Below are 24,913 nucleotides of genomic sequence, written 5' to 3'. Positions count from 1 at the left end.
GGGACTGTCAGATACAGTGCTGTGCACTTTTTAAAAAAACAATGTCCTAACTGCCAGCGTGGGTTATCTGTCTATAGTGCACGAAAAATAAAAACAGGAGTTGATCAGAATGGCGACTTTGAATGACGTGAACACCGTAAAGACAGTCTTTTTGAACGGTGAGGCCTTGATCAGAGGCGATTATATCGCGAGTGGCGAATTGGAATCGTATGGAGTCCGATTCAGGCTGTTTGGCAGGGGAAAGATCGAAGCGATAGAGCTGTTGTATGCGAGTCCCGAACCACCGTCGGCGGATCTGAAGGACGCCGTTACGATCATCGCCAGGCATGTGTGCGATCCGTTTGCGAACCACCTTAATGTGTATTTTGATTTGGATGAGGAGCGGTTTCTTCTGAATCTGATCCTGAAGGACAATCAACGATCCGAAGAAACGTGCACTTTGACCGAATCGGCATCTGTTTTTGGTGTGGAGGAATATGGTATGATTGGAAATGAAGAGAATCATGTGGATGAGGAGGAACCGTCATGGAAAAACAAGCATATTACTACGAATTTCTGAGCTATGCGGATACGGACCTTGCGAAACTCGCCGAGGAGCTTGAGAAAAGTGTGTTCACGAGTCCGAGGGTGATGCTGACAAATGCCCGGACGATGGTCGAAGGCATTGTGAAGCGGGCTCTTCGGAAAGAAGGGATCTCAGACATTGCCTGTGAGAATCTGTTGGACCGGATCCGGCTGTTAAAAAGTCATGGGAAGTGTTCGGAAGATGTGCTGAATGCCATCCACGAAATCCGGAAAGCGGGAAACAGTGCCGCTCATGAGACGAAGGAATTCCGCTACTCCCAGGCGCTCCGGACATGGGAAGAGCTCTATGTCCTCGTCGCCTGGTACATGAAAAAGTACGGCCCGTTGAAGTTTGAGATGCCGGCTTACAGAGAGCCGGAGATCCCGAACGAAAATGCCTATGATCCGATGGAGCTTGAGGTGAAGTTCCAGCAGCTCGAAGCGTCGCTGTTGGCAAAGTTCGATAACCTGAACGGCCTGAAAGAAACGGAAGCAAAGAATGTTGAAGAACCGCAGCGGGATCAGGAGACACGTCCTCAAGTGTCCGAACATCCCCCGGCTTCTGTGCCGGGGGAGACGCCGATCCGCATGATCCGCTATGGCGATGAGGAAGTGGCGATTCCGTATTTCCTTCGGGACGCCTTTCTCTTGCCGCAACGATTCCCGAAATCAACATCGTTTCTTGTGAAACTCGGCGCCGTAGAGGAGGCGCGGATCATGAGCGAGCTGCCGTCGGATCTCGCGGGGCTTGCCGATCGCGTCAGCCGCTATAATGCCAAGAATGAGAAACAGTTCTTCGATGAACTGAAGCTCTTTATCGGGGAAGAGAAGGTCCGGCGCGCCGTCAGACTCGACAAATCCGGCGAGACGATCCTCTTCTTTAAGACAGACTACCTGATCATGACAAAGAACCTCTCCGAGATTCTTTTGACTGAAGAGTATTTCAAGGGCATCCCGCATTTTCTGAAGAAGATGAACGAAGACGGGATCCTGAGTGTCGGACAGCTGCCTTCGGAGCTTCTGATTTTGGCGAAGTATAAAGGTGTTGGGATCGGGATGGTCGAGAAGCTCTTTGATCAGATAAAGAAGCTGCAGGAAGAACTGAAACAATCCTATAATAAGGAAGAAGAGGAGGAAGATCGCCATGTCACGTAATCGCATCATCATTTCTGTCATTTCAATGATCATGATCCTTGTCATTCTTCTTACGGATTTTCCACTGTTCCTCACGTATTATATCCTGGCATCACTTTCCATTTGGTCCCTCCTCGACCTCGAGCGGGATCCGGCCATACAGGTATCGAAGGCGCACAAAATCTTTTTCTATGTCCTGATAGCCTCATTTGTGGCACTTGGGACGCTGTTTTTATTCTGATGAATATAACGGGCGATCATTGACCGGAAGGAAAGCGCAGAAAATCTCTGCGCTTTTTTTCGTAGTGTGCCGGGCATGCACTGTATCTTGGGAGTGAAAGTCTCCTGTGGGCTTGGCAGTAGGAACCACTAGTCAATGGCAAGGGTATCCACCGTGAGGTGGAATCTGAAGGAAGCCGGCGACAAACTCCTGTACCGAGGAACACGAACCATATCAGGCACAAATGGGGCGGATGAGTCTGCTATACAAGATAAAGTCCAATACTGCCCGAACCCCACAGTGTAAATATGGCGGCGATAGGACGAAGGAGACAGTGCTTACCCCGCGAGGTCTTACGAGGGTTCCCGACAAGAAGGATGGAAGATCCTACAGGAACAAGGAATTCAGAGATGGATTCCTGAATCGTAAGAAGTCAGCCGAGGTCATAGTAATCCCATGGGGATGAAGGACCGAACAATAAGCGTCTTTGAGACAAATGAAATTGACAGGATTGCTTTAATCACAGAAAACGTCTCCGGACGGCTATCTGCAGAGGGATACGCTGGAAGCGGAAGAGTATGCAGAAGCGTGTAGCAATCTGGCAACGAAAGGAGTCGAAAAGCGGTATGCAATTAATTGACAGAGTGGTCTGTCCGGATAACCTGAATTTGGCGATGAACCGGGTGATTTCCAATAAAGGAAACCCCGGGGTCGACGGGATGACCGTTGACCAACTTGAAGCACATGTTCGCCAATATGCGAAACCATTGATAGCCAAAATCCAAAAAGGGACATATCAACCTTTGCCCGTAAAACGGGTAGAGATTCCGAAAGAGAATGGAAAGAAACGCAAATTGGGGATACCGGCAGTCCGGGACCGTATGGTCCAGCAAGCGATTTTTCAAGTTATTGAACCGATAATAGATCCGCACTTCTCTCCAAACAGTTATGGGTTCAGACCGGGTAAAAATGCCAAACAAGCGATTAAACAAGCCGCAAAATATTATGATGAAGGATTCAAAATGGTCGTGGATATCGATCTGAAAAGTTATTTTGATACGATTCCCCATCAAAAGCTGATGAACTATCTTGAACAATATATTCAGGATCCGATCATCTTGAAACTGATCTGGAAGTTTCTTAAAAGCGGGATTATGATAGGGGACAACTGGGAATCTTCAAGAAACGGTGCACCGCAAGGTGGCAACTTATCACCGATTCTCAGCAATGTTTACCTACATGAACTGGATAAGGAATTGGAAAGAAGAGGCCACCGTTTCGTCAGATATGCAGATGACTTTTGCATCTACGTTAAAAGTCGCAGAGCTGCGGAGCGTGTGCTCCTTAACACAACAACTTTCCTCGAGGGAACACTTAAACTGAGTGTGAACCAAGAGAAAAGTGCTATAGGATCACCAACGAAACGAAAGTTTCTGGGGTTTTGCATTCACAAAAGTAATAACGAAACCAGGTGCAGACCTCACCACGCCTTCAAGGCGAAGTTCAAAGCCAAACTGAAATATCTGACGAGAAGAAACCAGGCGAACTCCTTCGATTACATTATTCTTAAGATTAACCAGGTGACAACCGGCTGGATCAACTACTATGGCATCAGTTACATGAAATCCTTTATCAACAGCATTAAGCAATGGTTACACCATCGGCTGAGGCAACTGATCTGGAAACAGTGGAAGAAAATTAAAACGAGATACAAGAATTTGATGAAGTATGGCATTGAAACCGAAGAAGCTTGGAAAATGGCAAACACTCGCAAAGGCTATTGGCGTGCCTCCAAGAACGAGACACTGCACAAAGCCATCAAAATAGAAAAGCTCGCAGGGTGGGGACTCAAAGACATGAGTCAACTCTACGAGCGTGCATACTCAACTTATTGAACCGCCGTATACGGGTCCGTACGTACGGTGGTGTGAGAGGTCGGGGCTGTGAAGCCCCTCCTACTCGATCGATCAATGGATCGAACTGATGGTCGGTGACAACCCCTGACACTGATCCTGCTACACTGGAAAAACAGCAATTCTGACGAATAAATCCTCATGAAATAGTCAGAAAGTTTAGGGCATAGGACGGCTTTGTTGTGGTAAAATAACCCTATGTACCCATGATCTTAAAACAGGAACGAATACTGGGGATCATGAAGGCCGAATCTCAGTGAGTCATCCTCCCTGGATCTCAACGGAGTCTGACAATCCGCTTTGGAAATGAGGCAGATGCAATGATTATTTATAACGAAACGGCAGAATCCTTTATTAGCCATGTGCTCGAGCAGCGGATTGAGGATGTGCTGCTTACAAAAGTGAAAGAAAAGATCAGCCATTCCGTATCCGAGTCCGAGATCCGCTCCTGGACCAACTCCCTGCCTGAGATGGCGAGGGTCATTCGTGATGCGGAGTTAGAGAACAATACGCATGTCTTGCTTGAATACAAGCTGCCGTCTTCAGAGAAGCGGATTGATTTTCTCGTGACCGGTCAAAATCAGGCCGGTGAGGATCATGCCGTGATTATTGAGCTGAAGCAGTGGCAGAAGTCCGAGGTGGCGGACGGTGACGGGATCGTCAAAACCTTCCTTGGGAGACGTGTCAGAGAAACGGTGCACCCGGCTTATCAGTCTCTATCTTACCAGCGCTATCTTGAGAACTTCAACGAAGCCCTGTACGATGATACGTCGATTCAGCTGAGCTCCTGTTCATTTTTGCATAACTACATACCGAATAAAGAGGCGGAACCGCTCCTTGATGAGCGGTACAGCTCCTACCTCGAGCAGTCCCCTGTGTATTTTAAGTTTGACGACAAGGTGCTGCAAAAGGCGATCAAAGAAAAAGTGGCCATCGGCAACGGAGCGGACATCGCCAGACGGATTGAAGATGGCCGCATCGGTCCGTCAAAGAAGCTCGTGGAGTCCGTCCAGTCGCTGATGAAAGGAAATGAGGCATTCATCCTGCTTGATGAACAGAAGGTGGCTTATGAAAAAGCCTTGAGTATTTATCAACAGGCGGATCTAGAAACGGCGCAAAAAGAAGTGGTGTTGATTAAGGGTGGTCCAGGCACCGGGAAGTCCGTGATCGGGCTCAATCTGATGAATGCCTTTTTGAACGATAAGGCCAATGTTGAATACATTACCCCGAATCAGTCCTTTCGGGAGATCTTAAAGAAAAAGCTCGTCGGCAGAAGCGGATTCACGGAAGTGAGGAACCTGTTTAAAGGTTCCGGCTCCTATGTTCAGGCACCGGAAGACTATTATGACGTGCTCATCTGTGATGAAGCCCACCGCTTAAAGAATCAGGGACATATGCAGCGGAAGATTGAAGGAGAGAATCAGGCGACACAGATCATTCGCGCATCGAAGATCGCCGTCTTCTTCATCGATGATGAACAGATGATCTCCAAAAAAGATATTGGAAGCGTTACCTTATTGAAAGAAGAAGCCGAAAAACAGGGGGCGATCCTCCACGAGCTCGAGCTTGACTCGCAGTTTCGCTGCGGCGGTTCGGGGAACTTCCTCGAGTGGGTCGATGACGTTCTGTACGAAGAGAATCAAGAGATCCAGCTTGAAGGGGACTATGACTTCAGGATCGTCGACAGCCCCAATGAGCTGTATGAAGAAATAGTAATGAAGCGTGACGGCAGACTCGTCGCAGGCTATGCCTGGGAATGGAACAAGGAACTCGTGAACGGCGAACTGCCGAAAGACGTCGAGATCGAATCCGAACAATTCGCCATGCCGTGGAACGACCCGAACCGGATCGACTGGGCCATTCACCCGGAAGGGAAAGAACAGGTCGGCTGCATTCACACCGTCCAGGGTCTCGAAATGGGCTATGTCGGGGTGATTATCGGTGATGACCTGACCTACAACAATGACACGCAGCAGCTTGAAGTTATCAGAGAGAATTTCAAAGATAAAGGCGCGAGACCCGCCAAGCCGAAAGGCAAGTACAAGACCGATGACTTGGACCGGCTTGTCAGGAATACGTATAAGACACTGATGACAAGAGGAATGAAGGGCTGTTATGTGTACTGTGTGGATGAAGGGTTGAGGGAGTATTTAAGATCTTGAGAAATCATCTATTTTAGATTAATCTCCAGATTTCCAGTGATTATAAGTATTGCATCAATAGAAGAATTGTTAAGGAGTGATTGCGATGTCCATAGAATGTCCATTTTGCAGTATACACAAATACATCATCGAAAATAATCTTGCTTTTGTGATATACGATAAATACCCGGTTACTGAGGGGCATGCTCTGATCATTCCCAAACGGCACGTTTCAGATTATTTTGATACAACGGATGCAGAGAAAAAAGCGATGCTCGATCTTGCCGAAGAAATCCGGACCATACAGCTGAAAGAGTTCTCACCTGATGGTTTTAATGTCGGGATCAACTGTGGACAGGCCGCAGGACAGACGATATATCACGTTCACATGCATGTCATTCCACGTTATGATGGGGATATGAAAGATCCTGCCGGAGGAGTTCGTGGTGTAATCCCTGAAAAACAGAAATATTAAACGGTTCTGTTAACGTTTTGAGAATGATTAACACCGGGAAGGGAGGCTATGATGAATCATAAACTTAGAGTTGGCGAAATTAGAGAAGCATACTTAACAGATGAAGATATATGGCGAATCTTTACACAGTTCCTGTCCCCGAAATCAAAAAAGTCTGCCACGTATAAGTTTGTATTCATGAAAGCCCTTATCGAAAACTTATACCAGACCAATGATCATGATGAATTAAGCTATGATCAAATGGCATATACGTTTGCTAAGATTTACTGGAACCTGGTGGTCAATCACAAAATTACGAAACATAATAACGGGAAGAATGCCAGAGTGGTGACAGATATATCGAAGCTTCAGCAAAAGCATGGAATCCCGGATGATTTGCCATTTGATAAATTGAATGACACAGTGCAATTGGATATAACGAATGCGGTTAAAGCGACAATGAAAGTCAATGTATTCGGCGCTCTGTATGGCGATACAAAAGGGTATTTTTATGCGTTTGATCATAAGAAAGATGTCTTAAGATACAATCATCCAGTTAAGCTCTTTATGCTGAAATATCAGAAGCTGATCACATATTTAACAAACTACCATATGGCCCGGATGATAGAGGCATTAAACGAAGATCTTACAATTAAAGACCTGCTTACAAAAGTGGAGTGTATCGCGAAGCGCTCATCATTAAAACCATTCGCTACGATCATTGGTCACTATTTCAATCAGGAGTGCTTCTATTGCCATAAGCCGCTTGATTCCGGTAAACGAAAGACCGCGGTGGATCATTTTATCCCCTGGTCCTTTGTTCAGTCAGATAATCTCTGGAATCTTGTCCTGTCATGTGGCACATGTAATTCGTCCAAGAGTGACAAAATCCCGGAAGAAACTTATTTGAACAATGTTCTTGAACGCAATGATCAGTTAATCCAACAGGCAAATATGAATGAAGTTGAAAGACACATGCACAATTATAAACAGGAAAAAATGGTGCTGCTTTATGAGTACTCAATAAAAAATGGATATGATACGATTTGGCAGCCGAAGTAACTGGTCTTCATCAGTAATTTGTTTAGTGTAAATACTAAATAGAACTAAACGGTTTTCACCAAATAAGATTCAACAGTACTTACGGGCTTCAAGGATTTTATATTCACATCACAATTCAGTGTTTATGGATCGGTTACACTTAGTTGGACAGATTCGTTAAGGTCCCGTACACTTGGTTCAAATACAAACCAAGGAGAGCTGTTTTATGACAACTCGCAAACGGAGAAGTTTCACAAAGGAATTCAAAGAACAGATCGTGCAACTGCATCAAGCTGGCAAGCCCCGATCCGAACTCATCAAAGAATACGAGCTGACGCCTTCTGCCTTTGATAAATGGGTTAGGCAATACCAGGGTAGTGGATCTTTCAAGGAAAAGGATAACCGTACGTCTGTTGAAGAAGAGCTGTTACAGCTCAAGAAAGAAAATAAACAGCTGACCATGGAAAATGATATTTTAAAGCAAGCCGCGCTGATCATAGGACGAAAGTAAATGTAATCAAGGCTAATCGTTACAAATACTCGGTATCAGCAATGTGCGACGTCCTACAAATTGCAAGAAGCTCATTCTATTACGAATCCAAACGGCAAAATGAATCAGAGCAAGAAGAACTGACAGAATTGATCGTAAGCATTTTCATGAAGAGTCGTAAGATCTATGGTCAACGGAAGATCAAAGCTGAATTGAAAAGAGCTGGATGGACGGTGTCGAGACGCCGTATCAAGCGGATCATGGCTGAACAGGGTTTGGTATCAAAGTATACCGTAGCTCAATTTAAACCTTCAAAATCTAGCTGCAATGAATCCGAAACAGGCAACACACTGGACCGGAAGTTTGATCAGGACGACGAATTAAGCGTTGTTGTCAGCGATTTAACGTATGTCCGCGTGAACAAAGCATGGCATTATATTTGTGTATTAGTCGATTTATATAATCGTGAGATTATTGGGTTCAGCGCCGGGCCTCATAAAACCGCTGAATTAGTTCAAACTGCCTTTGCATCCGTCCCCTACAATCTAAATCGGATCGAGATCTTTCATACAGACAGAGGCACTGAGTTTAAAAATCACCTGATCGACCAGGCACTCGATACCTTCGGTATTACCAGATCATTGAGTGACAAAGGAACGCCCTATGACAATGCCGTAGCTGAAGCCACATTCAAGACCATCAAGATCGAATTCGTTCGTGGTGCGGTTTTTTCTAGCCAACAAGAACTTGATCTTGAACTTTTTGATTATGTGAACTGGTTCAACAATATTCGAATTCACGGATCATTGGATTATTTATCACCAGCTGAATACAAGTCAACGGGACCTTAATTTTTTTGTCCGATTTAGTGTTGACATACCATTACACATTAAAGCGAGAGAGAAGGGAACATCCGTGGAATTAAGATTTGAGATAACAAAAGATGATTATATAAATTTCAACCTGTATCATATCGAAAATTCACCATCGCAAAGAAAGGTATACAATTTCCTGAGATATGGCATTCCGTTGTTGTTTTCTGTACCTGTGTATGCCATTGGGACAATTATATTTCAGCAACCCGCGTCTTATTGGGTTGTTATTGCACTACTATTTATATTGGTATGGATCATCACATATCCAAAGCAACATAAAAGAGTTATAAGGCGGCAAACTGAGAAATTGCTGCAAGAGGGAGAAAATTCATCGATATTCGGGAAAAAGATAATGACACTGGATGATCAAACGATAAAAGTTGTCGGTGGGAATTCCTCCGAGACAACATCAAAGCAAAGTATACAGGAAGTCAAAGTATATGAAGACATGATTCTTATTTATTTGAGCAGTATTACCGCTCATATCATACCTACCAGATTTTTGAGTGAGGAACTCAAAAGTGAACTTTTGGAAGAACTTAAGGTTCCCCCAGTGTTATAACTCAGATTAAAGAACAAGGAAGGCAGCTGTTATGTGACTTTTTGTTGTATCATTGAGCCATAGCAAAGCTGTTTTACTGAATACAGTGCCTGTTTTTTGCATGCATTGACAGAAGCAGGTGCTGACTTAAGGATGATTAGAATCAGTTTATCTGTATTACTATTTTGACAGGTAAGCTCTTAGCTCTCATGTACGATTTTGTAGGCTCGTTGTGTTGCAAAGATGACTCTTCCTTATCTCTAACATTTCATACGGCTTCTGTCTGATAAATAGCTATTTTTATTTGAAACAGCCTCAGGCTATGGAATGATCCCAATAGTCTGAGGCTGTATTCAGGTATGTCCTGTTTGTTATAGGCGGGAGACTGATATTTATTCTTGCATGAGCGTTTCGAGCGCCTGTGCAGGAACGTCCTCTGTTTGCACTTCATCATAGGAAGTGACATCGGTATGGTTCATATAAAGTCTCAGATAAGCACCATGTCTCAGGTTCTTATGTGAAGAGAAGGAAACGGTGATTTCCTCTCCTTCATCTGTAAAGGCAGATTGACTGTAGTGATATCGGGTGAAGACTTCTCCTGATCCTGTGACCGTTTCCTCTGTGTCGCCATTTTCTGTGATCAAGGTATAGGCATGATCTTTGCCGACTCGGTTAAAGTCGATGGTAGCGATGATAACAACAGCGATAACGGCAAGTGAAACGAGTGTACTGATGAGTATAATTATCGTTTTTTTCATTTAACTATCTCCCTTTTCGACTCGGGGCATGATCAGTTTCATGCAATACCGGCCGGTGATGATGAAATACAGTAAGTTAATCAATGCACAGATAAGAATCCAGATCGTGACAGGAATGAGCAGATCCATGTTAAGAAGACGTGAGAATGCGGTCAGTGCAACAGCTGTATGTGCCGTGCCGATCAGGAAGGGGATGAAAAACATGATCCCGACTTGTTGGTACACACTTTTTCGGATGTCGCTGTAGGAGGCACCGACCTGATACAGCAACTGATAGGCTCGTTTATCGTTCTCCGCTTCTGTGATGAGCTTGAAAAAGATAACGCTGCCGGTTGCAATCAAAAAGACCAGCCCAAGGAAGGAGCCTGTAAACAGCATTGCTCCAAAGGTTGTGATTAATGCACTGTAGGTTGCAGGTGCACTCGAGAACTGTTGATCCTCTGACAGCTGTGATTCGAGCTCGCCAGAGAGTGACTGTTGCTGTCGGTAGTGATCTGTTCCTGCGTAGTGATAGGTGGTTTCCTTCTGGTTGAGCTGTTCATATACTGAGTCAGCCAAAATCAGAACAGGTCCGAACACGGTTCCTGTATTGAAAAGAGCTTGCTCGTTAAAGGAGCTGACATCGTATAAGTGGTTGTTCAATTCCACGGTTGAAGGCCGATCAGACCAACGTTCGTCAAATAACCCGTCGTAGATAATGACTTCTGAATCGGAGATTGCCCGAATGGGTTCTTTGTTCAGATGGTTGGCTACGTTGTTGAAGTCAGCCGGTGTAATAATTGTATATTCGAGGATCGTATCGCTATGATGAATGCGAGCCTGCTTTGCATCAAACTCCTCTTGATAGATGAAATCCGCCGAATTAAGTGCAGGGGATTCTCCTTGCCACATAAACGTATGAGGATGTTGTGAGGTTGTCATTTCATCGACAGTATAGTAAAGTCCGTAAACGGCGCCGCCGGCCGTCATTGTGACTGCGCTTAAGACAGCAATTAACGTCAGAGACTTCGCATTACCGCGAATTCGGTAGAGCAACTGTGAAGCAGTAAATACGTTTAATTTTTTCCAACTCCAGCGAATACGCGTTCTGAGATAAGTCAGCAGATAGAAGAGACTGCTCGTAATCAGTAACCCGGTTCCGATCACAGTTAGGGAAATGATGACAAGTGGGGTAGACAGCTTAAAGAACTGCCATGCAGCGGAATCTGTTAAATCTTGCAAGGCGATCATGTAGCCGGAGCTGATGAAGATGATCCCCAACAGAGCAGAAGTCAGGCGAGCCTTAGGTAACGATTCCGACGTCTGACTGCCTTTGAATAATTCGATCAAAGAATACCGATAGATCATTCTTGATGCAACAGTGGATGTAAAGAGAAAAATCAAACCGAATACTGCAACTGTTTGAATAACAGCTTCAGGAGAAATACCGATATGTGTTACTACTTCGAGATTCATTAACCTCATCAAAACCAACGCGAAGAGCCTTGAAGACAGAATTCCAAGAATGAGACCGATAAGTAATGAGAAGAATCCGAGCAATACGTTTTCTGTAAACATCATAAGTGCGATTGTTCGTTTTCGCATACCAATCAATGCGTACAAGCCGATCTCGTTCATTCTTTTTCTCATGAAAAATGTATTGGAATAAGTGATAAATAATCCTGCGAAGATCATTAAGACAAACGAACCGGCTGTCATCATTCCGCTGATTTGATCAGAAGACGCGGTGATGGATGCAAATTCATTGGTGTAACGCAGCATCATAAATGAGACGTATACTGTGATCGAAAAAATCGTCGTCCCGATGTACAAACCGTAGCTTCTAAGGTTTCGGATGACATTCTTTCGTGCGATATCAGTGAACCTCATCCGTTTCACCACCTGTCGTTGCAATCTCTTCAAGGATTTTTTTGAAGAAATCATTCTGAGAACGATCACGCCTGTACAACTCCTTGAACAGACAACCGTCTTTAATGAACATCACTCTGCGACAGAAACTCGCCGCGTACGCGTCGTGTGTAACCATAAGGATTGTTGTTTCCTGATCACTGTTTATTCTGTTCAACCGTTCGAGAAGATCTGTCGCTGATTTGGAATCCAAAGCACCGGTTGGTTCGTCGGCGAATATGAATGCCGGATCAGCAACAAGTGCTCTGCAGGCTGCAGTGCGCTGTTTTTGTCCGCCAGACAGTTGATGCGGAAAGTGCTTGAGCAGCCGATCAATACCGAAAATTGTCGTCAGGATCTGAACGCGCTGTTTCATAGTCTGAGGAGCTGCTTTCGAAATTGCCAGAGGAAGCATGATATTCTCTTCCACGGTAAGGGAATCGAGCAGGTTGTATTCTTGAAAAATAAAGCCAAGTTTTTTTTGGCGAAAGTCAGCCAGGTCTTTTTCTGTCATCGCAGATAAATTAGCGCCCTCAACTATAATATCCCCCTCCGTGGGACGGTCGATGGTTGATAACAAGTTCAAAAGGGTTGACTTACCTGAACCTGACGGGCCCATTACAGCGATGAATTCTCCTTGTTCGAGTTCGAAGGAAATACCGTCAACTGCATGAAAGGCTTTTTCTCCTTTTCCGTACGTTTTTCTTAATTGATTGACTTTAATTAATGTAGACATAAATGCTATACACCTCTTTCGTATAGCTGTATCATAGCTTTAGAAACTTACGTCAGATTGACATCAACCTTACATAATCCTTAAGAAATCGGTACAAAGGAGCTGCGATGCGATGAATGAACGAATACTTGTGGTGGACGACGAAATGGACTTAAGAGTGTTACTGAAAGAAGCATTGAAGCAAGAGGGGTACACGGAAGTCGTTACTGCAGCTAATTTGTCAGAGGCTTGGGATCAGTTTATACTTATCGAGCCGGATTTGATCATTTTGGACATCATGCTTCCTGATGGGAATGGTCTTGATTTCTGTGCAAAAATCAGGGGGCACTCAACGGTTCCGATTCTCTTTCTCTCAGCGAAATCAGACGAAGTGGATAAACTGCTTGCCCTGTCACTCGGAGGAGATGATTACGTAACAAAACCGTTCAGTCCGAAGGAAGTGGTGTATCGTGTAAAGTCGCAACTGCGAAGAGCCGGAACTTATGCGAAACAGGATACGGCTCGTTCCGGGGAATCCCGAATTCTTAAAGCAGGACCGTTTACGATGAACGAGGATGAGACTGAGATGTATTTACATGATCAGCCATTGGATTTGACCGCAAAAGAAGCGGGTTTATTGGCATGTTTTATCAGGCGCCAAGGTCAGATTATCAGCCAGGAGACGCTTTATGAAACGGTTTGGAATGAGTCATATTTCGGAGCGGCAAATACGTTAATGGTTCATATCAGGCGTCTGCGGGAGAAGGTTGAGGAGAATCCATCTTCACCGGTCTTGATCAAGACGGTCAAAGGACTGGGATATCGCTTGAATGTGAAAAAGTAAAAAGGAGTGTTTTAAAAATGAGATGGCGATTAACTTCAAGATACTTCATTTCATTACTGTTGCTTGTGGTTGTCGTACTGCTTGTCAATACGACACTCTTTTTTGCGTTGCTTTTCTATCAGAATGCAGATCCGGAACGGTCCGTTTCTGGCGAATCCATGGAGACGTTTGTCCGTTCTTTTGATCAGTATTTGTCGCTTGATCACGGTGAAGTGAAGGTGAGTAGTGAGGGGTTGACTGAACTCGAGCAAAGGGGGGCCTGGCTGCAAGTCCTTGATGATACCGGCTCTGAAGTGATGAGTGTCAGAAAGCCTGATCATGTTCTTGAGCATTATTCACCGATGGAGCTGATCCATCGGTATAAATATATGGACGATCACTTGCATCAGTATTTCGTGGGCGATTACGAGGCTTTCAGCTACCTGATTGGAGCGCCGGAGCTAAATGAAAGTCGCTGGGTGATGATGATTCATCCACAGTCTGTGATTGACTTCACCGGACGTGCGCTAATCATAATGCTGACGTTGAATGTCTTGATTGCCATTGGATTTGGACTTCTGTTCAGTTCGGGAATCATAAAGCCAGTTTATCAGCTGATTGATGAGATTCGGCGTATCAAATATCGTGACTACCGAGATGACGGTCAGATAGCAAAAGGGATATTCGAGCCTGTATTTGCTAATTTGCAGGATGTATCGAGAACCTATGAGTATCACGAACAAGAGAGGGAGAAACTTGAGGTCATGCGTACTGAATGGATTAACAATGTCTCTCATGATTTGAAAACACCTCTTGCTTCAGTTCAGGGCTATGCGGAGCTCTTGAAAGACAATCAGCTGTCTCAGGCTGATCAGCACCGTTACGCAGAAGTCATTGAACGGCAGTCCCGATATATGAAAGAACTGATTGACGACTTTCATTTGACAATGAAGCTTCGTCATCAGGAGTTGCCTTTATCATTCGAGTCGGTTGCAATCGAGGGTTTCGTTCGTGAACTCGTCATCCAGGTGTTGAACGAACCCCGTTTTGAAGAGGCGGATATCACCTTTCACAGCGATGCATCGGATATATGTTGGCAGATCGATCGTCATCTTTACTTTCGCGCAGTGATGAATCTCTTAAGAAACGCGCTTGTTCATAATGATGACGATGTCTCAATTAAGGTGAACGTTCATTCAGATCGGATTGAAATTTCAGATACAGGTAAGGGCATAACCAGGGAAAATCAAGAACAGATTTTTGAACGCTATTATAAAGGAACGAATACGGAGGATGGTGAAGGAAGCGGCCTCGGCATGGCAATTGCCAGAGATATCATTGAATCCCATGGGGGCAGCGTCGACCTTGACAGTGAAGAAGGCATGGGTACAACGATCACGATTTTCAAAGGAAGCCAGGAAACCCTAAAGAAAAGAGGTATCTGGAATGACCCGTCAGTTAAATGAAAGAAGATAGTGTTAGCGCGGATCTATCAATGATTTGATGGATCTGAGGGCTGTTGGATCTTCTATCAAAGATCTTAACATCAGGTGAGTATTGCATCAGGACCGATTGGGTGCATTTTGAAGGCCCATTCAAGGTGCAGGAGAAGTGGGCCATATTGACTCAGCAGGATCAAGATCATCGAGCTGAATCGGATATCGCACTCTGAATGTGATCAATACTGGCAGTTCAGGGGGCATTCACTGAAAACGAGCAGATAAATACATAACAATATTCGTACATTGTTTTTATGGACAATGCCCACATGAGTGCATAAATGTAAATAAAATATATTTAAAAGCGACTATTTCATGAGTGTGTTTAAGAAAGAACAATATATATAACTAGGCTATTGCTTCACAGTTAGAAACGAGTTACTATATATTTAATTTATAATAAATCTAAAGTAGGAGGGAGGAGGCTAAGTGTCGAGTTACTTTAAATTTGGTCTGACACGTAAAATAATCGTGCTGATTGTCAGTGCTTTGATCCTAAATACTCTTATTGTTGCTTTGTTTGTTGGGCTTCAGGTTCATCGTATTTCGACCAATTTTTTATTGGACGCGCTTGAGCAAGAAACGGAATACGTAGTTGAACGAGTTGATCAGTTTTTTGCCAAACACGGATTAATCGCAGAGCAACAAGCCTCCAACCGGTTCTTTATTAACGCCCTCAAAGAACTGGAAACAAGTGAAAGAGTGATTCACGATCCTCTCTACCCGGATATTGTCCGCGATCTCATCGCCATTAAATCCCCTCAGTCATTCACGAATCTCATTTACCTAGCCGTTGACTCACAGAATACGCTTATTACGAATCGAATGGGCTATGAACCCCGTTCATCATTTGTTTTGTCAGAGAGAGCGTGGTATCAAGATGCCGTTGCTTCTTCTGAGTATGTCATATCGGATCCTTATATCGATTTGAGCACGGGAAAACCTGCGATCACCATCTCAAAAGCCATTCGTGATTCTAATCATGAACTCCTTGGTGCGATAGGACTCGATATCCTGCTCGATGACCTTTACGAAGAGCTGAACGCGTATGGCGTTGGCGAAACCGGTTATATTTCTATCGTAAACAGAGACGGGCTTCCTGTTTATCATCCGGAAGAGTCGGTTATTTTTGATGATGAAGCTCCTGCCACTTATCTGCAGTCACTTATAAATGGTGAAGCGATCGACGGAACTGATGAAAATGGACGCTACTTCTCATACCATCAGATGAGCGAAACGGACTGGTATGCAGTTGCTGTTATTGATGAAGAGGAAATAAGCGGCCCCGTGCAAAGCCTGATGCAGTTACTTGGAACCATTCTGTTTCTTACAACGGGTTTGTTTGTCGGTATAGCATATGTGACAACAAAAAAACTGACGGATCCCTTGCATCATTTAACAGCAAAGATTAAACAAGAAACAGAGGAATGGGAAAAGATCGAGATTCCGGATCCATTTAAAACACGAGAGGATGAAATTGGTGAGCTGTCTCGAACGCTTTCCTCCATGGGGAAACGAATCCGCCAGGATTTAATTGAGGCGAATGAACAAAACGAACGGTTGCTGGATGAAGTGGAAAGTCATAAACTTACACAGAATCAGTTAAAACTCATGTTGTCGGTACTTGCCAGAACGGATCAGGCATTTTTTATTATGGATGTTAAATATACTGTCATCTATCACAATGAGACCATGGATCAGATAATGATTAAACATACCATTGATATTCCTGCTCTGGTAGAGAAGTTAGATGTTTCATCTGATTCACTTGCATCCATGTACGATGAGGAATCAATCAACCATGAACTGGTTTTGGATGATCATCATTACGATATCGGTTTGCAGGCCTTCTATTACGAGGGTACGTTGTACATTTTGGGGACGGTAGAAGATAAATCTCAAATTATTGAAGCCTATTCCATGATTGCGCATTTGCGAACCTATGACGCCTTTACCGGGCTGATGAACAAGCAGGCTTTTTTGGATCATGTTGAGAAAGAAATCACCAGGGTGCCTTTAAAGGGAGCCTGCATGGTGCTTTGTAATATCAACGGATTTCGAACGATACAAGAAGCAAAGGGGCTTGAATTCGCCAATAACCTAATTTTCTCCTTACGTGACAGACTTCAGGAATCGCTGCAAGAAGGAGAGGCAATTGGCCGGACCAATGTGGAATTTGCAATGTTTCTCCTGATTGAGGAAGGAGAATCGATTGAAGAAAGACTTGAAACGATTACGGCAAGAGCAATGGAGAGTTACGAAATAGACGGTGAAGACACATTCCTGAACCTTGCGTTTGGTGCGAGTGTTTATTCGGATAAACAAGATACCTCGAGTCAACTCCTCGATCAGGCTAACGCAGCTTTAAATCATAATAAAGATCCGAATGAGCAGGCCGTGTTTACTTTTTATGATGAGCGGATCAATCAAATGACTGCCTATCAGTTCATGATTTTCAACCGCCTTCAAACTGCAGTTGAACGCGAAGAATTTGAACTGCACATGCAGCCTCAGATAAACGCCGAGTCCGGACGTATCGTGGGAATGGAAGCCTTGCTTCGTTGGCATCATGAGGATTCATACGTCCGTCCTGATGTGTTTATTCCAATTGCCGAGAAATACGGGATTATGATCAAGATCGGGGACTGGGTGCTTGAGGAATCGATGCGCATTGCAGCCTCGTTTGCAAAAAGGGGTCATACAGTACCGATCTCTGTTAATATATCCGGCTCACAGTTCCGTGATCCTGCCATCCTGTCCAAACTCGATACGTATCTTCATCAAACGAAGTTTGATCCTGCTCTACTGAAGCTTGAGCTGACGGAGAGTATACTGATTGATGACGAAGAACGCTGCATGGATGTACTCGATAAAATCCGCAACAGGGGAATCCGCGTATCCATCGACGACTTTGGAACGGGCTATTCTTCCCTGTCCTACTTGAAGCGGTTGAATGTAAATGAATTAAAGATTGACCGCTCCTTTATTAAAGGAATTCCAAAAGAGGATAATGGTGATATTACGGAGCTCATTATTTCATTAGCTAATAAACTGAAGCTCTCACTAGTCGCAGAAGGAGTCGAGGAGAAAGAACAGATTGATTTTCTGGTATCACACGGTTGTAAGACGATTCAGGGTTATTACTATTACAAACCGATGCCGGTCTCTGACATCGAAGATTTACTGATGAAAAATGCATAAAACGAGGAGGAGTTTATATGAAAAAATGGTCATTAAAGGCACAAATTATCCTGTCGATCATTGTTCTGTTTTTACTTACAACTTTAGGAAGTGGGATTTCGACGTACACAATGGTGCGGGATCAGGCTGTTGAAAACAGTGTCGAACAGGCTGTGAAGCTGTCAGAGGCTTTCGCGAATCATGTAGGTGATCTATATGAACTGAATGAGGGCGATTTAAGTATGATTCAGGCATATCTTGAACAGGTGGCTGAAGATCCGGACATTGCCTACGCTGTTCTGATCGATGCAGAAAACGTCGAAGCCATTGCTCACAACAATCCGGAACGAATAGGAGTTACGTATGACGATGAACCGTTAACGGTAGCTGCGGCAACGGAAGGCGAACAGAGTTCTGAACGTTATTTTGCCGAGACGACAAATGAATGGACATACGACATCATGACACCGGTTTATTCGTCAGGAACACTGGTCGGCACGTTAGCGATTGGTGAAACAGAGAGTCATATTCTGTCGTTAACACAAACATTCCTCGCCAGTCAGTCAATTTCATCGGTTGTTAGTGTCATCGTTTTTATCGCCATTATTTTCTTTATTCTTCAAAAGATGTTTGCGCCGATGAATCAAATGGTGAACAGCTTCAGAAGACTCGGGGAGGGTGATCTGTCCGAACAGAAACTAGACAACGGTAAATCGAGAGAATTGAATGACATGATCGCAGAGATTGACAAAATGAGGCGATCACTGATTGACATTTTAAGTGGCACTCAAAAGAAAGCCCAGACACTGAATGAATCCGCTGATCGGCTTGAAGAGTCGAGCCAGACTGCGGGGACGACATTTCGGGATGTCGATTCTACTGTATCAGAGATGGCTAAAGGGGCCGTCGAGCAGGCTGAGAATACCGAAGAAGGCATGATGAAAAACACCGAACTCGGGTCTCTTCTTGACGAGAACAAGAAACAGAGTGATGATCTTCGCACCGTCACAAGAGAACTTCAGGAGCTTCGGGACAAAGGAAACACGACGATGCAGACTCTCCTTGAACGAAACAAGGAAATGAACCAGTCAATGGGAACGATCCGTGATGTTATCTTTACGACGAAAGACAGTGCGCAAAAGATCCAAACGTCCAGCGCACAGATTACCGGCATTGCTGAACAGACGAATCTCCTGGCACTGAACGCTTCGATCGAAGCTGCAAGGGCCGGTGAAGCAGGAAAAGGCTTCTCTGTTGTTGCCGAAGAGATCCGAAAGCTTGCCGAACAGTCAAATCGGTTCACTGAAGAGATTGCAGGTGTTATGAATGAGCTTTCAGATAAAACCGATGGCGCCGTCAAAACCATTGAAGATGTCGTTACAATTTCAGACAGTCAAAACGACAGTGTACAGCAGACCGAGGAAGTTTTTAGAAATATGTCGTCATCGATCGCTTCGATTGATGAAATGAATCAGGTTATTACAAAGACTGTTGCATCTCTTGAAGTAAAGAAAAATGATCTTATTGGTCTCATGGAGAGCCTCTCGGCAATTGCTGAAGAGAACGCGGCCGGAAGTGAAGAAGTTTCAGCATCGGTTAATGAGAGTGTCAACGCTGTGGAAACCATGGCTGAAGAAATTCATCAGCTGAACAATTTAGCATCAGAAATGGAAGATCAAATCAAACAATTTAAGTGGTAATCAAAAGTTCAATAATCAATCAAAAGGAGCGCTTTTATTCTATGCGACAACCATCTATGAAGAAGCGAATTGTCATTTCGATTATTTCGCTGTTTACAATCGTCATGCTCACAGGTACGTATTTGCTCTATCAATTTCTAGAACGGGATATTATTGATTCCGGGATCGATCAAGCAACACTCACGGTAGAAGAAATTGCCGGGCAGGCGGAAATGATTATAGCGGAAAATCCGGATAACTTTGAACCTCTTCTGCAGGATTTCGTGGAATCAAAGGCAGCCAATGATGCATTCGCTTATGCGATTGTCATCGACCGGGAACAGATTGAAGCGATCGCTCACAGCGATGAGGAACGCATTGGCAACACCTACGAGGATGATCCTTATACTGTCAGTGGTGCTGCTGAAGGGAACGTAATGACATCCCGCTTTTTTGCCGATTTACAGGATACCTGGACATACGATATCATGGTCCCGATTACCGTGGAGGGTGAATTGTTTGGTGCGATGGACGTAGGAGTCGAGGAACAGCATCTGACATCTACCATGCAGACCCTATTGTGGGTTCAGGCAGCCGTTATCAGTGGCAGTATTCTTCTTTTCGCCATTATCACATGGTTCATGTTACAAAAGATGTTTCAGCCGATGAACAGGCTGATCACACATTGCCGGCAAATCGGACAAGGTGATTTTACAAATTCGATTCGCAGAGAAGGCGGTTCGAAAAGTTATCAGGAAATCGATGATGTCGAAAAAGCATTGGATCAAATGCAGGAATCGTTCGTCTCACTCATTTCCAAGACCATTAAACAATCTGAGTCAATTGCAGAAATGTCCGGTGAACTGCATGAAAATACGTCGGACATTGAACGGATGTTCGATGAACTTGAACATACGATGAATGAAATTGCAACCTCTGCAGAGCACGGGGCTGAATCGACGGAAGAAGGTACTCAGGCGAATCTTCAGATTGCAGGTAATCTTGAAGAAAATAGCGGTGAACTTGATGCATTGAAGGAGTCAATGCAAGAGGTATCCTCTCTCAGTGAGGAGGGGAAGTATTCGATTGAACGTGTTTTTGCATCAAATGAGCTTACCTCGAACGCGGTTAGTGATATTTCCGAAGTGATCCAGACTACGAAAGAAAGCACGGATCAGATAGAAGAAGCCAGTAAGCAGATCAGTTCGATTGCTGAACAGACAAATTTGCTTGCACTAAACGCATCCATTGAAGCTGCACGTGCAGGTGAAGCAGGAAAGGGATTTGCTGTTGTCGCTGATGAAATCCGCAAGTTGGCGGAGCAGTCCAATCGTTTTTCTCAGGACATCGATACCGTCATCGACGATTTATCAGACAAAACAGATCAAAGTGTTGCGATTATGAAGAAGCTATCTGATAGTTCGGATGAACAAACAAAAGATATTCAGTCAGCAAGTTCCTCATTCGAAAAAATTAAATCAGGACTTGATGACAATCATCGTGATATGAACAGGATTAGTAAACGATCTGAAGAACTTCTCAAACAGAAAGATAAATTAATTGAGGTTATGGAGAGTCTGTCTGCTTTGTCCGAAGAAAATGCGGCAGGTGCTCAGGAAGTGACCTCTTCCATCGCGGAATCTGTTTCCCGTTTGAAGATGACTACAGGCAGGATAGAAGAGTTATCGAAATTGGCACAGGATATGCAGGGGCAGACATCCGCATTTCGATTGTAACTTTCACTTGATTGTCGTGATAAACAGTAAACAGCAGGTGATCACATGAATCTGACCGAATTGACCAATGCCTTTGAACAAGTCAAAGATCCGCACAAAGCTGAAAAAATGGCCGCGTACATGAAGAATCAGTTTCCCTTCTTTGGTGTTCAGGCGACAGAGAGAAGGCAGATTACGGGGCCTCTCTTCACTTCCTGGCAGGTGACGAAGAAGCCGGTGGACTGGGGATTTATTCATGAACTCTGGATGATGCCGGAGCGGGAGTATCAGTACGTGGCGATGGATCTGTTAAAGCGGATGGAAAAGAAGCTCGGGCCCGGGGATTTAGAAGAACTGAAGACGCTCATTGGTACGAAGTCCTGGTGGGATACGGTGGACGGGCTTGCATCAGGCCCGGTGGGACGTATTGTCAAGGCGTATCCGGAAGCCGTGGACGTGATGGATGCCTGGGTCACTGATGAGGATCTCTGGGTCAGGCGTACGGCGATTTTGCATCAGTTGTCCTATAAGGCGGATACCGATGAAGATCGCCTCCTTACGTATTGCAGGCGACACGCCGAAGACCCGGCATTCTTCATTGCCAAAGCGATCGGCTGGGCGCTTCGGGAGTACGGGAAGACAAACCCCGAAGCCGTCCGGGATTTTGTGCATGCCACACCCCTCAGGCCATTGAGTCGACGAGAGGCATTGAAACATATCGGTTCAGAGTCAGAAGCGTGAAGCAATCATCTTGTTTGTTTATATCGAAATACCCAACATCAGGAGGAGAAACCACCATGACGATTCAACTGACTGCATTACGCAAGGACGATGCCCGGGACCTGTTGGCGTTTGAAACAGAAAACCGAGCGTATTTTGAACGGTCTGTGCCCGGGCGCGGAGAAGCCTACTATAACCCGGAGACCTTTGCCGTTCGTCATCAGGCACTCCTGGATGAACAGGACAGAGGCGAGGGTTATTTTTATCTGATCCGGGACGGGGAAGGCGCGATCATCGGGCGCATCAATGCGTTTGATCTTGACGGCGATTCCTGCAGTGTCGGCTACCGCGTTGCGGAGGCACATACCGGGAAAGGTGTTGCGAAAGAAGCGATGAGGCAGTTTCTTATTTCTCTCTGTGAACACGGGTTCAGGCAGGTCCTCGCGAAGACGTTGGCGGACAACATCCCTTCGCAGCGAATCCTTCAGAAGAACGGCTTCAAGAAGACCGGCACCGGGGACGAGGGAGGCCTGTTAAACGGAGAGTATATCGTGTTTATGTACTTTAAGAGGCAACTCGCACCTGGAATAGACGCGTAAGGTCACCGGACGCGTCGTCAAGAGAAAGACAAAACGCCATCACGGACGGCTTCCTGTTAATCAGGGGGCGTTCATGATGGCGTTTGTTGATGGATGGGGATTTACGTTTGTTTGCAGAAACCCTACATCGGTGAACACGCATGCTATCTTGAAAGGCTGATCGATTTTGAGTGGTCAAAGCGAATTGGAATCGATTCGCCCGGAGCAAGGGACAGCCCGGGATGGTCCCGTGTGAAGAGATCCATCTTCACAGGCTTGTCTTTCCAGGTCAGTTTGATCCGCTTCAGGCTTCCTTTGTATTCGACCCATTCGACGCGGGCGAATTCGGGGCTTTTCGGGTCATAAAGAACATCTTCCGGCCTGCCGATCGTGATCGTCTCATCCGTTTCATGTAAGATGTTGCATTCCCCGACAAACTCGGCCGTGAACAGATTGGCCGGATTTCGGTAAATGTCTTCAGGTGTTCCGATTTGCTGGATCATGCCATCGTTCATCACAACGATTCTGTCTGCGATCGCCATCGCCTCATCCTGATCATGTGTGACGTAGAGGCTGGTGATCCCCTCTTCCTTTTGAATGTGCCTGATTTCCTGCCGCATGTCGATGCGGAGCTGCTCATCAAGATTGCTGAGCGGTTCATCGAATAACAGCACATCCGGAGAGACAACGAGCGCTCTTGCAAGGGCAATCCGTTGCTGCTGGCCACCGCTCAGTTCATCGATCTGCCGCTCTTTGTAGGCTGTCATCCTGACCCGTTCAAGGGCACGATCGGTGAGGTGCTGATGCGTGGATTTGGACTGACTTCGGACTTTGAGCCCGTAATTAACATTGTCTCTGACATTGATGTGCGGGAAGAGCGCGTAGTTTTGAAAGACCATAACGGCGTTTCTCTTCCTCGGGGGCAGTGTGTCCACACGCCGGTTGTCAAAATGAATGGATCCTTCAGAGATCGTCTCAAGGCCTGAGAGAGCTTTTAACAAGGTTGTTTTCCCGCACCCGGAAGGCCCGAGCACGGCAACGAACTCGCCACTTTCGATACTCAGATTGACTGCATGGACGGCACGGAACCCGTCATAGTCACAGCTCAGATTGCGGATATCAATCTGCATGGTCATTCCTCCTGCCCGGACAGTGCTGAACATTTGCTCACATACACGGCGGTGGCATCATCGTGTGTTTTCAATCGTTTTACGGTTTCTTTTTTTTGATCGTTTAATTCCAGATGACGTACGGCTTTAATGAGCACATCGGGTCCGTCCGTTCGTGCCATTGTGATGAGAGTTTCTTTTGTTAACTCGGAATAGAGTGGATACAGCCCGTCTGTCAGAAGAAGGACGTCCTCCAAGGAAGCAAGCGGTACCTGGATTTCCTGAGCCCGGTATGCAGCGCTTGGATCATCAGACAGGATCGGATAGCCGCTTTCTGTATTCATCGTCAGCCGGTTCTTCCTCAGAAGACGGAGTTCTTCTGCTGTGAACCCTTTGTAGATGATTTCGTTTTCCCGATTTGGATTTTGAGCCATGAGGGAGACGACTTCGGCATCATTCTTTTGAATGGCCGGATCCGTCACACTGACGATTTCACCGTTTTTCTTTGCCATAATCACTTCAGCGTCACCAAGCACATAAGCATGGAGGACGTCCTGTTCCTGGCGCACAATCGCCAATGTGGATGAGACGGCTTCGAGTGGCGTATGCTTCTGTGACTCAGGGAAAGCGGCGCGGTATGCGTGGATACCTGCTTCAATAATTGCGTCGATCGAACGGCTCTTGTCATCGAGTGTCTGAGTCAGGTAATCGATCCACCACGTGACGAAATGATGGACCGGATGTTGCAAGTGAGGATCCGCAGGTTCAATCAGGGCGGACGCACCGTCCATGACGAATGCGGCACTCTTTGTCGTCCCGTAACTGTCTTCATTACGGGTTTTGATCGTATCGGTACAGCCGGTTTTGATCATGGTGA

At 45.2% G+C, this 24,913-nt stretch carries 21 protein-coding genes; 16 read left to right on the top strand and 5 right to left on the bottom strand.

Translation table 11 applies throughout. The features are described from left to right. Nucleotides 1-109 precede the first annotated feature (109 nt). The 9 genes from BSEL_RS13500 (at nucleotide 110) to BSEL_RS13450 (ending at nucleotide 9,394) form a co-directional block, all read left to right on the top strand. The gene (locus BSEL_RS13500; RefSeq protein WP_013173580.1) at nucleotides 110-559 is read left to right on the top strand and encodes a hypothetical protein; all 450 of its coding nucleotides are present in this window, start codon (nucleotides 110-112) and stop codon (nucleotides 557-559) included. After that, complete coding sequence (locus tag BSEL_RS13495; protein WP_013173579.1) at nucleotides 526-1,719, top strand: DUF4145 domain-containing protein; 1,194 nt, start codon at nucleotides 526-528, stop codon at nucleotides 1,717-1,719. The genes BSEL_RS13500 and BSEL_RS13495 overlap by 34 nt, the downstream gene beginning before the upstream one ends. Further along, nucleotides 1,709-1,939: a hypothetical protein gene (locus BSEL_RS13490; protein ID WP_013173578.1), complete on the top strand. Its 231-nt coding sequence runs from the start codon at nucleotides 1,709-1,711 to the stop codon at nucleotides 1,937-1,939. Before BSEL_RS13495 ends, BSEL_RS13490 begins: the two co-directional genes overlap by 11 nt. Before the next feature lie 557 nt (nucleotides 1,940-2,496). Continuing rightward, nucleotides 2,497-3,813 carry a group II intron reverse transcriptase/maturase gene (ltrA, locus tag BSEL_RS13480; RefSeq protein ID WP_232970464.1) on the top strand — a complete coding sequence of 439 codons (1,317 nt, stop codon included), beginning with the start codon at nucleotides 2,497-2,499 and terminating at the stop codon, nucleotides 3,811-3,813. Between the two features lie 338 nt (nucleotides 3,814-4,151). Next, nucleotides 4,152-5,993: a DUF2075 domain-containing protein gene (locus BSEL_RS13475; RefSeq protein WP_013173577.1), complete on the top strand. Its 1,842-nt coding sequence runs from the start codon at nucleotides 4,152-4,154 to the stop codon at nucleotides 5,991-5,993. Nucleotides 5,994-6,078: 85 nt separating this feature from the next. Beyond that, on the top strand, nucleotides 6,079-6,447 hold the full coding sequence (locus BSEL_RS13470) for an HIT family protein (RefSeq protein ID WP_013173576.1): 369 nt from the start codon (nucleotides 6,079-6,081) through the stop codon (nucleotides 6,445-6,447). A 48-nt stretch (nucleotides 6,448-6,495) separates the two neighbouring features. Further along, nucleotides 6,496-7,488, top strand: a complete 993-nt coding sequence (locus BSEL_RS13465; protein ID WP_232970463.1) for an HNH endonuclease domain-containing protein — start codon at nucleotides 6,496-6,498, stop codon at nucleotides 7,486-7,488. 205 nt (nucleotides 7,489-7,693) lie between these two features. After that, nucleotides 7,694-8,808 (top strand): IS3 family transposase gene (locus BSEL_RS13455; RefSeq protein ID WP_095522123.1). Its coding sequence is split into 2 segments (ribosomal slippage): nucleotides 7,694-7,943 and nucleotides 7,943-8,808, totalling 1,116 coding nucleotides; the frame shifts between segments, so codons are not numbered across the junction. 64 nt (nucleotides 8,809-8,872) lie between these two features. Further along, on the top strand, nucleotides 8,873-9,394 hold the full coding sequence (locus BSEL_RS13450; RefSeq protein WP_013173574.1) for a YcxB family protein: 522 nt from the start codon (nucleotides 8,873-8,875) through the stop codon (nucleotides 9,392-9,394). Between the two features lie 371 nt (nucleotides 9,395-9,765). Here the strand turns inward: BSEL_RS13450 and BSEL_RS13445 are convergent, their stop codons facing one another. Genes BSEL_RS13445 through BSEL_RS13435 form a run of 3 tightly spaced genes read right to left on the bottom strand, consistent with a single transcriptional unit; the run spans nucleotide 9,766 to nucleotide 12,754 of the window. Then, complete coding sequence (locus tag BSEL_RS13445) at nucleotides 9,766-10,131, bottom strand: YxeA family protein (RefSeq protein ID WP_013173573.1); 366 nt, start codon at nucleotides 10,129-10,131, stop codon at nucleotides 9,766-9,768. Further along, on the bottom strand, nucleotides 10,132-12,000 hold the full coding sequence (locus BSEL_RS13440; protein ID WP_013173572.1) for an ABC transporter permease: 1,869 nt from the start codon (nucleotides 11,998-12,000) through the stop codon (nucleotides 10,132-10,134). Then, complete coding sequence (locus tag BSEL_RS13435) at nucleotides 11,987-12,754, bottom strand: ABC transporter ATP-binding protein (protein ID WP_013173571.1); 768 nt, start codon at nucleotides 12,752-12,754, stop codon at nucleotides 11,987-11,989. The genes BSEL_RS13440 and BSEL_RS13435 overlap by 14 nt, the downstream gene beginning before the upstream one ends. A 112-nt stretch (nucleotides 12,755-12,866) precedes the next feature. On the opposite strand from BSEL_RS13435, the gene BSEL_RS13430 reads away from it, so the two are divergent. The 7 genes from BSEL_RS13430 to BSEL_RS13400 all read left to right on the top strand — a co-directional run bounded on the left by BSEL_RS13430 (nucleotide 12,867) and on the right by BSEL_RS13400 (nucleotide 22,948). Beyond that, on the top strand, nucleotides 12,867-13,577 hold the full coding sequence (locus tag BSEL_RS13430; protein ID WP_013173570.1) for a response regulator transcription factor: 711 nt from the start codon (nucleotides 12,867-12,869) through the stop codon (nucleotides 13,575-13,577). Between the two features lie 17 nt (nucleotides 13,578-13,594). After that, a complete protein-coding gene (locus tag BSEL_RS13425; RefSeq protein WP_013173569.1) occupies nucleotides 13,595-15,022 on the top strand; it encodes a sensor histidine kinase in 1,428 nt (475 codons plus the stop codon). A gap of 462 nt (nucleotides 15,023-15,484) precedes the next feature. Beyond that, entirely contained in the window at nucleotides 15,485-18,256 is a 2,772-nt protein-coding gene (locus BSEL_RS13420) for a bifunctional diguanylate cyclase/phosphodiesterase (protein WP_013173568.1), read from the top strand. 17 nt (nucleotides 18,257-18,273) lie between these two features. After that, nucleotides 18,274-19,935 carry a methyl-accepting chemotaxis protein gene (locus BSEL_RS13415; protein WP_013173567.1) on the top strand — a complete coding sequence of 554 codons (1,662 nt, stop codon included), beginning with the start codon at nucleotides 18,274-18,276 and terminating at the stop codon, nucleotides 19,933-19,935. Nucleotides 19,936-19,976: 41 nt separating this feature from the next. Beyond that, nucleotides 19,977-21,650 carry a methyl-accepting chemotaxis protein gene (locus BSEL_RS13410; RefSeq protein WP_013173566.1) on the top strand — a complete coding sequence of 558 codons (1,674 nt, stop codon included), beginning with the start codon at nucleotides 19,977-19,979 and terminating at the stop codon, nucleotides 21,648-21,650. A gap of 45 nt (nucleotides 21,651-21,695) precedes the next feature. Then, the gene (locus BSEL_RS13405) at nucleotides 21,696-22,370 is read left to right on the top strand and encodes a DNA alkylation repair protein (protein WP_013173565.1); all 675 of its coding nucleotides are present in this window, start codon (nucleotides 21,696-21,698) and stop codon (nucleotides 22,368-22,370) included. A gap of 56 nt (nucleotides 22,371-22,426) precedes the next feature. Next, a complete protein-coding gene (locus BSEL_RS13400) occupies nucleotides 22,427-22,948 on the top strand; it encodes a GNAT family N-acetyltransferase (RefSeq protein WP_013173564.1) in 522 nt (173 codons plus the stop codon). Between the two features lie 143 nt (nucleotides 22,949-23,091). On the opposite strand, the gene BSEL_RS13395 is transcribed toward BSEL_RS13400, so the two are convergent. Further along, nucleotides 23,092-24,057 (bottom strand): ABC transporter ATP-binding protein, encoded by a 966-nt coding sequence (locus BSEL_RS13395; RefSeq protein WP_013173563.1) that lies wholly within the window; start codon nucleotides 24,055-24,057, stop codon nucleotides 23,092-23,094. Nucleotides 24,058-24,059: 2 nt separating this feature from the next. After that, nucleotides 24,060-24,908, bottom strand: coding sequence for a protein phosphatase 2C domain-containing protein (locus tag BSEL_RS13390; protein ID WP_013173562.1), 849 nt, complete (start codon nucleotides 24,906-24,908; stop codon nucleotides 24,060-24,062). Nucleotides 24,909-24,913: the final 5 nt, after the last annotated feature.

The organism is [Bacillus] selenitireducens MLS10, from assembly GCF_000093085.1.
Classification (GTDB): domain Bacteria; phylum Bacillota; class Bacilli; order Bacillales; family Salisediminibacteriaceae; genus Salisediminibacterium; species Salisediminibacterium selenitireducens.
The sequence above is the reverse complement of the archived record's forward strand: the minus strand, read 5'-3'. Positions and strand labels throughout refer to the sequence as shown.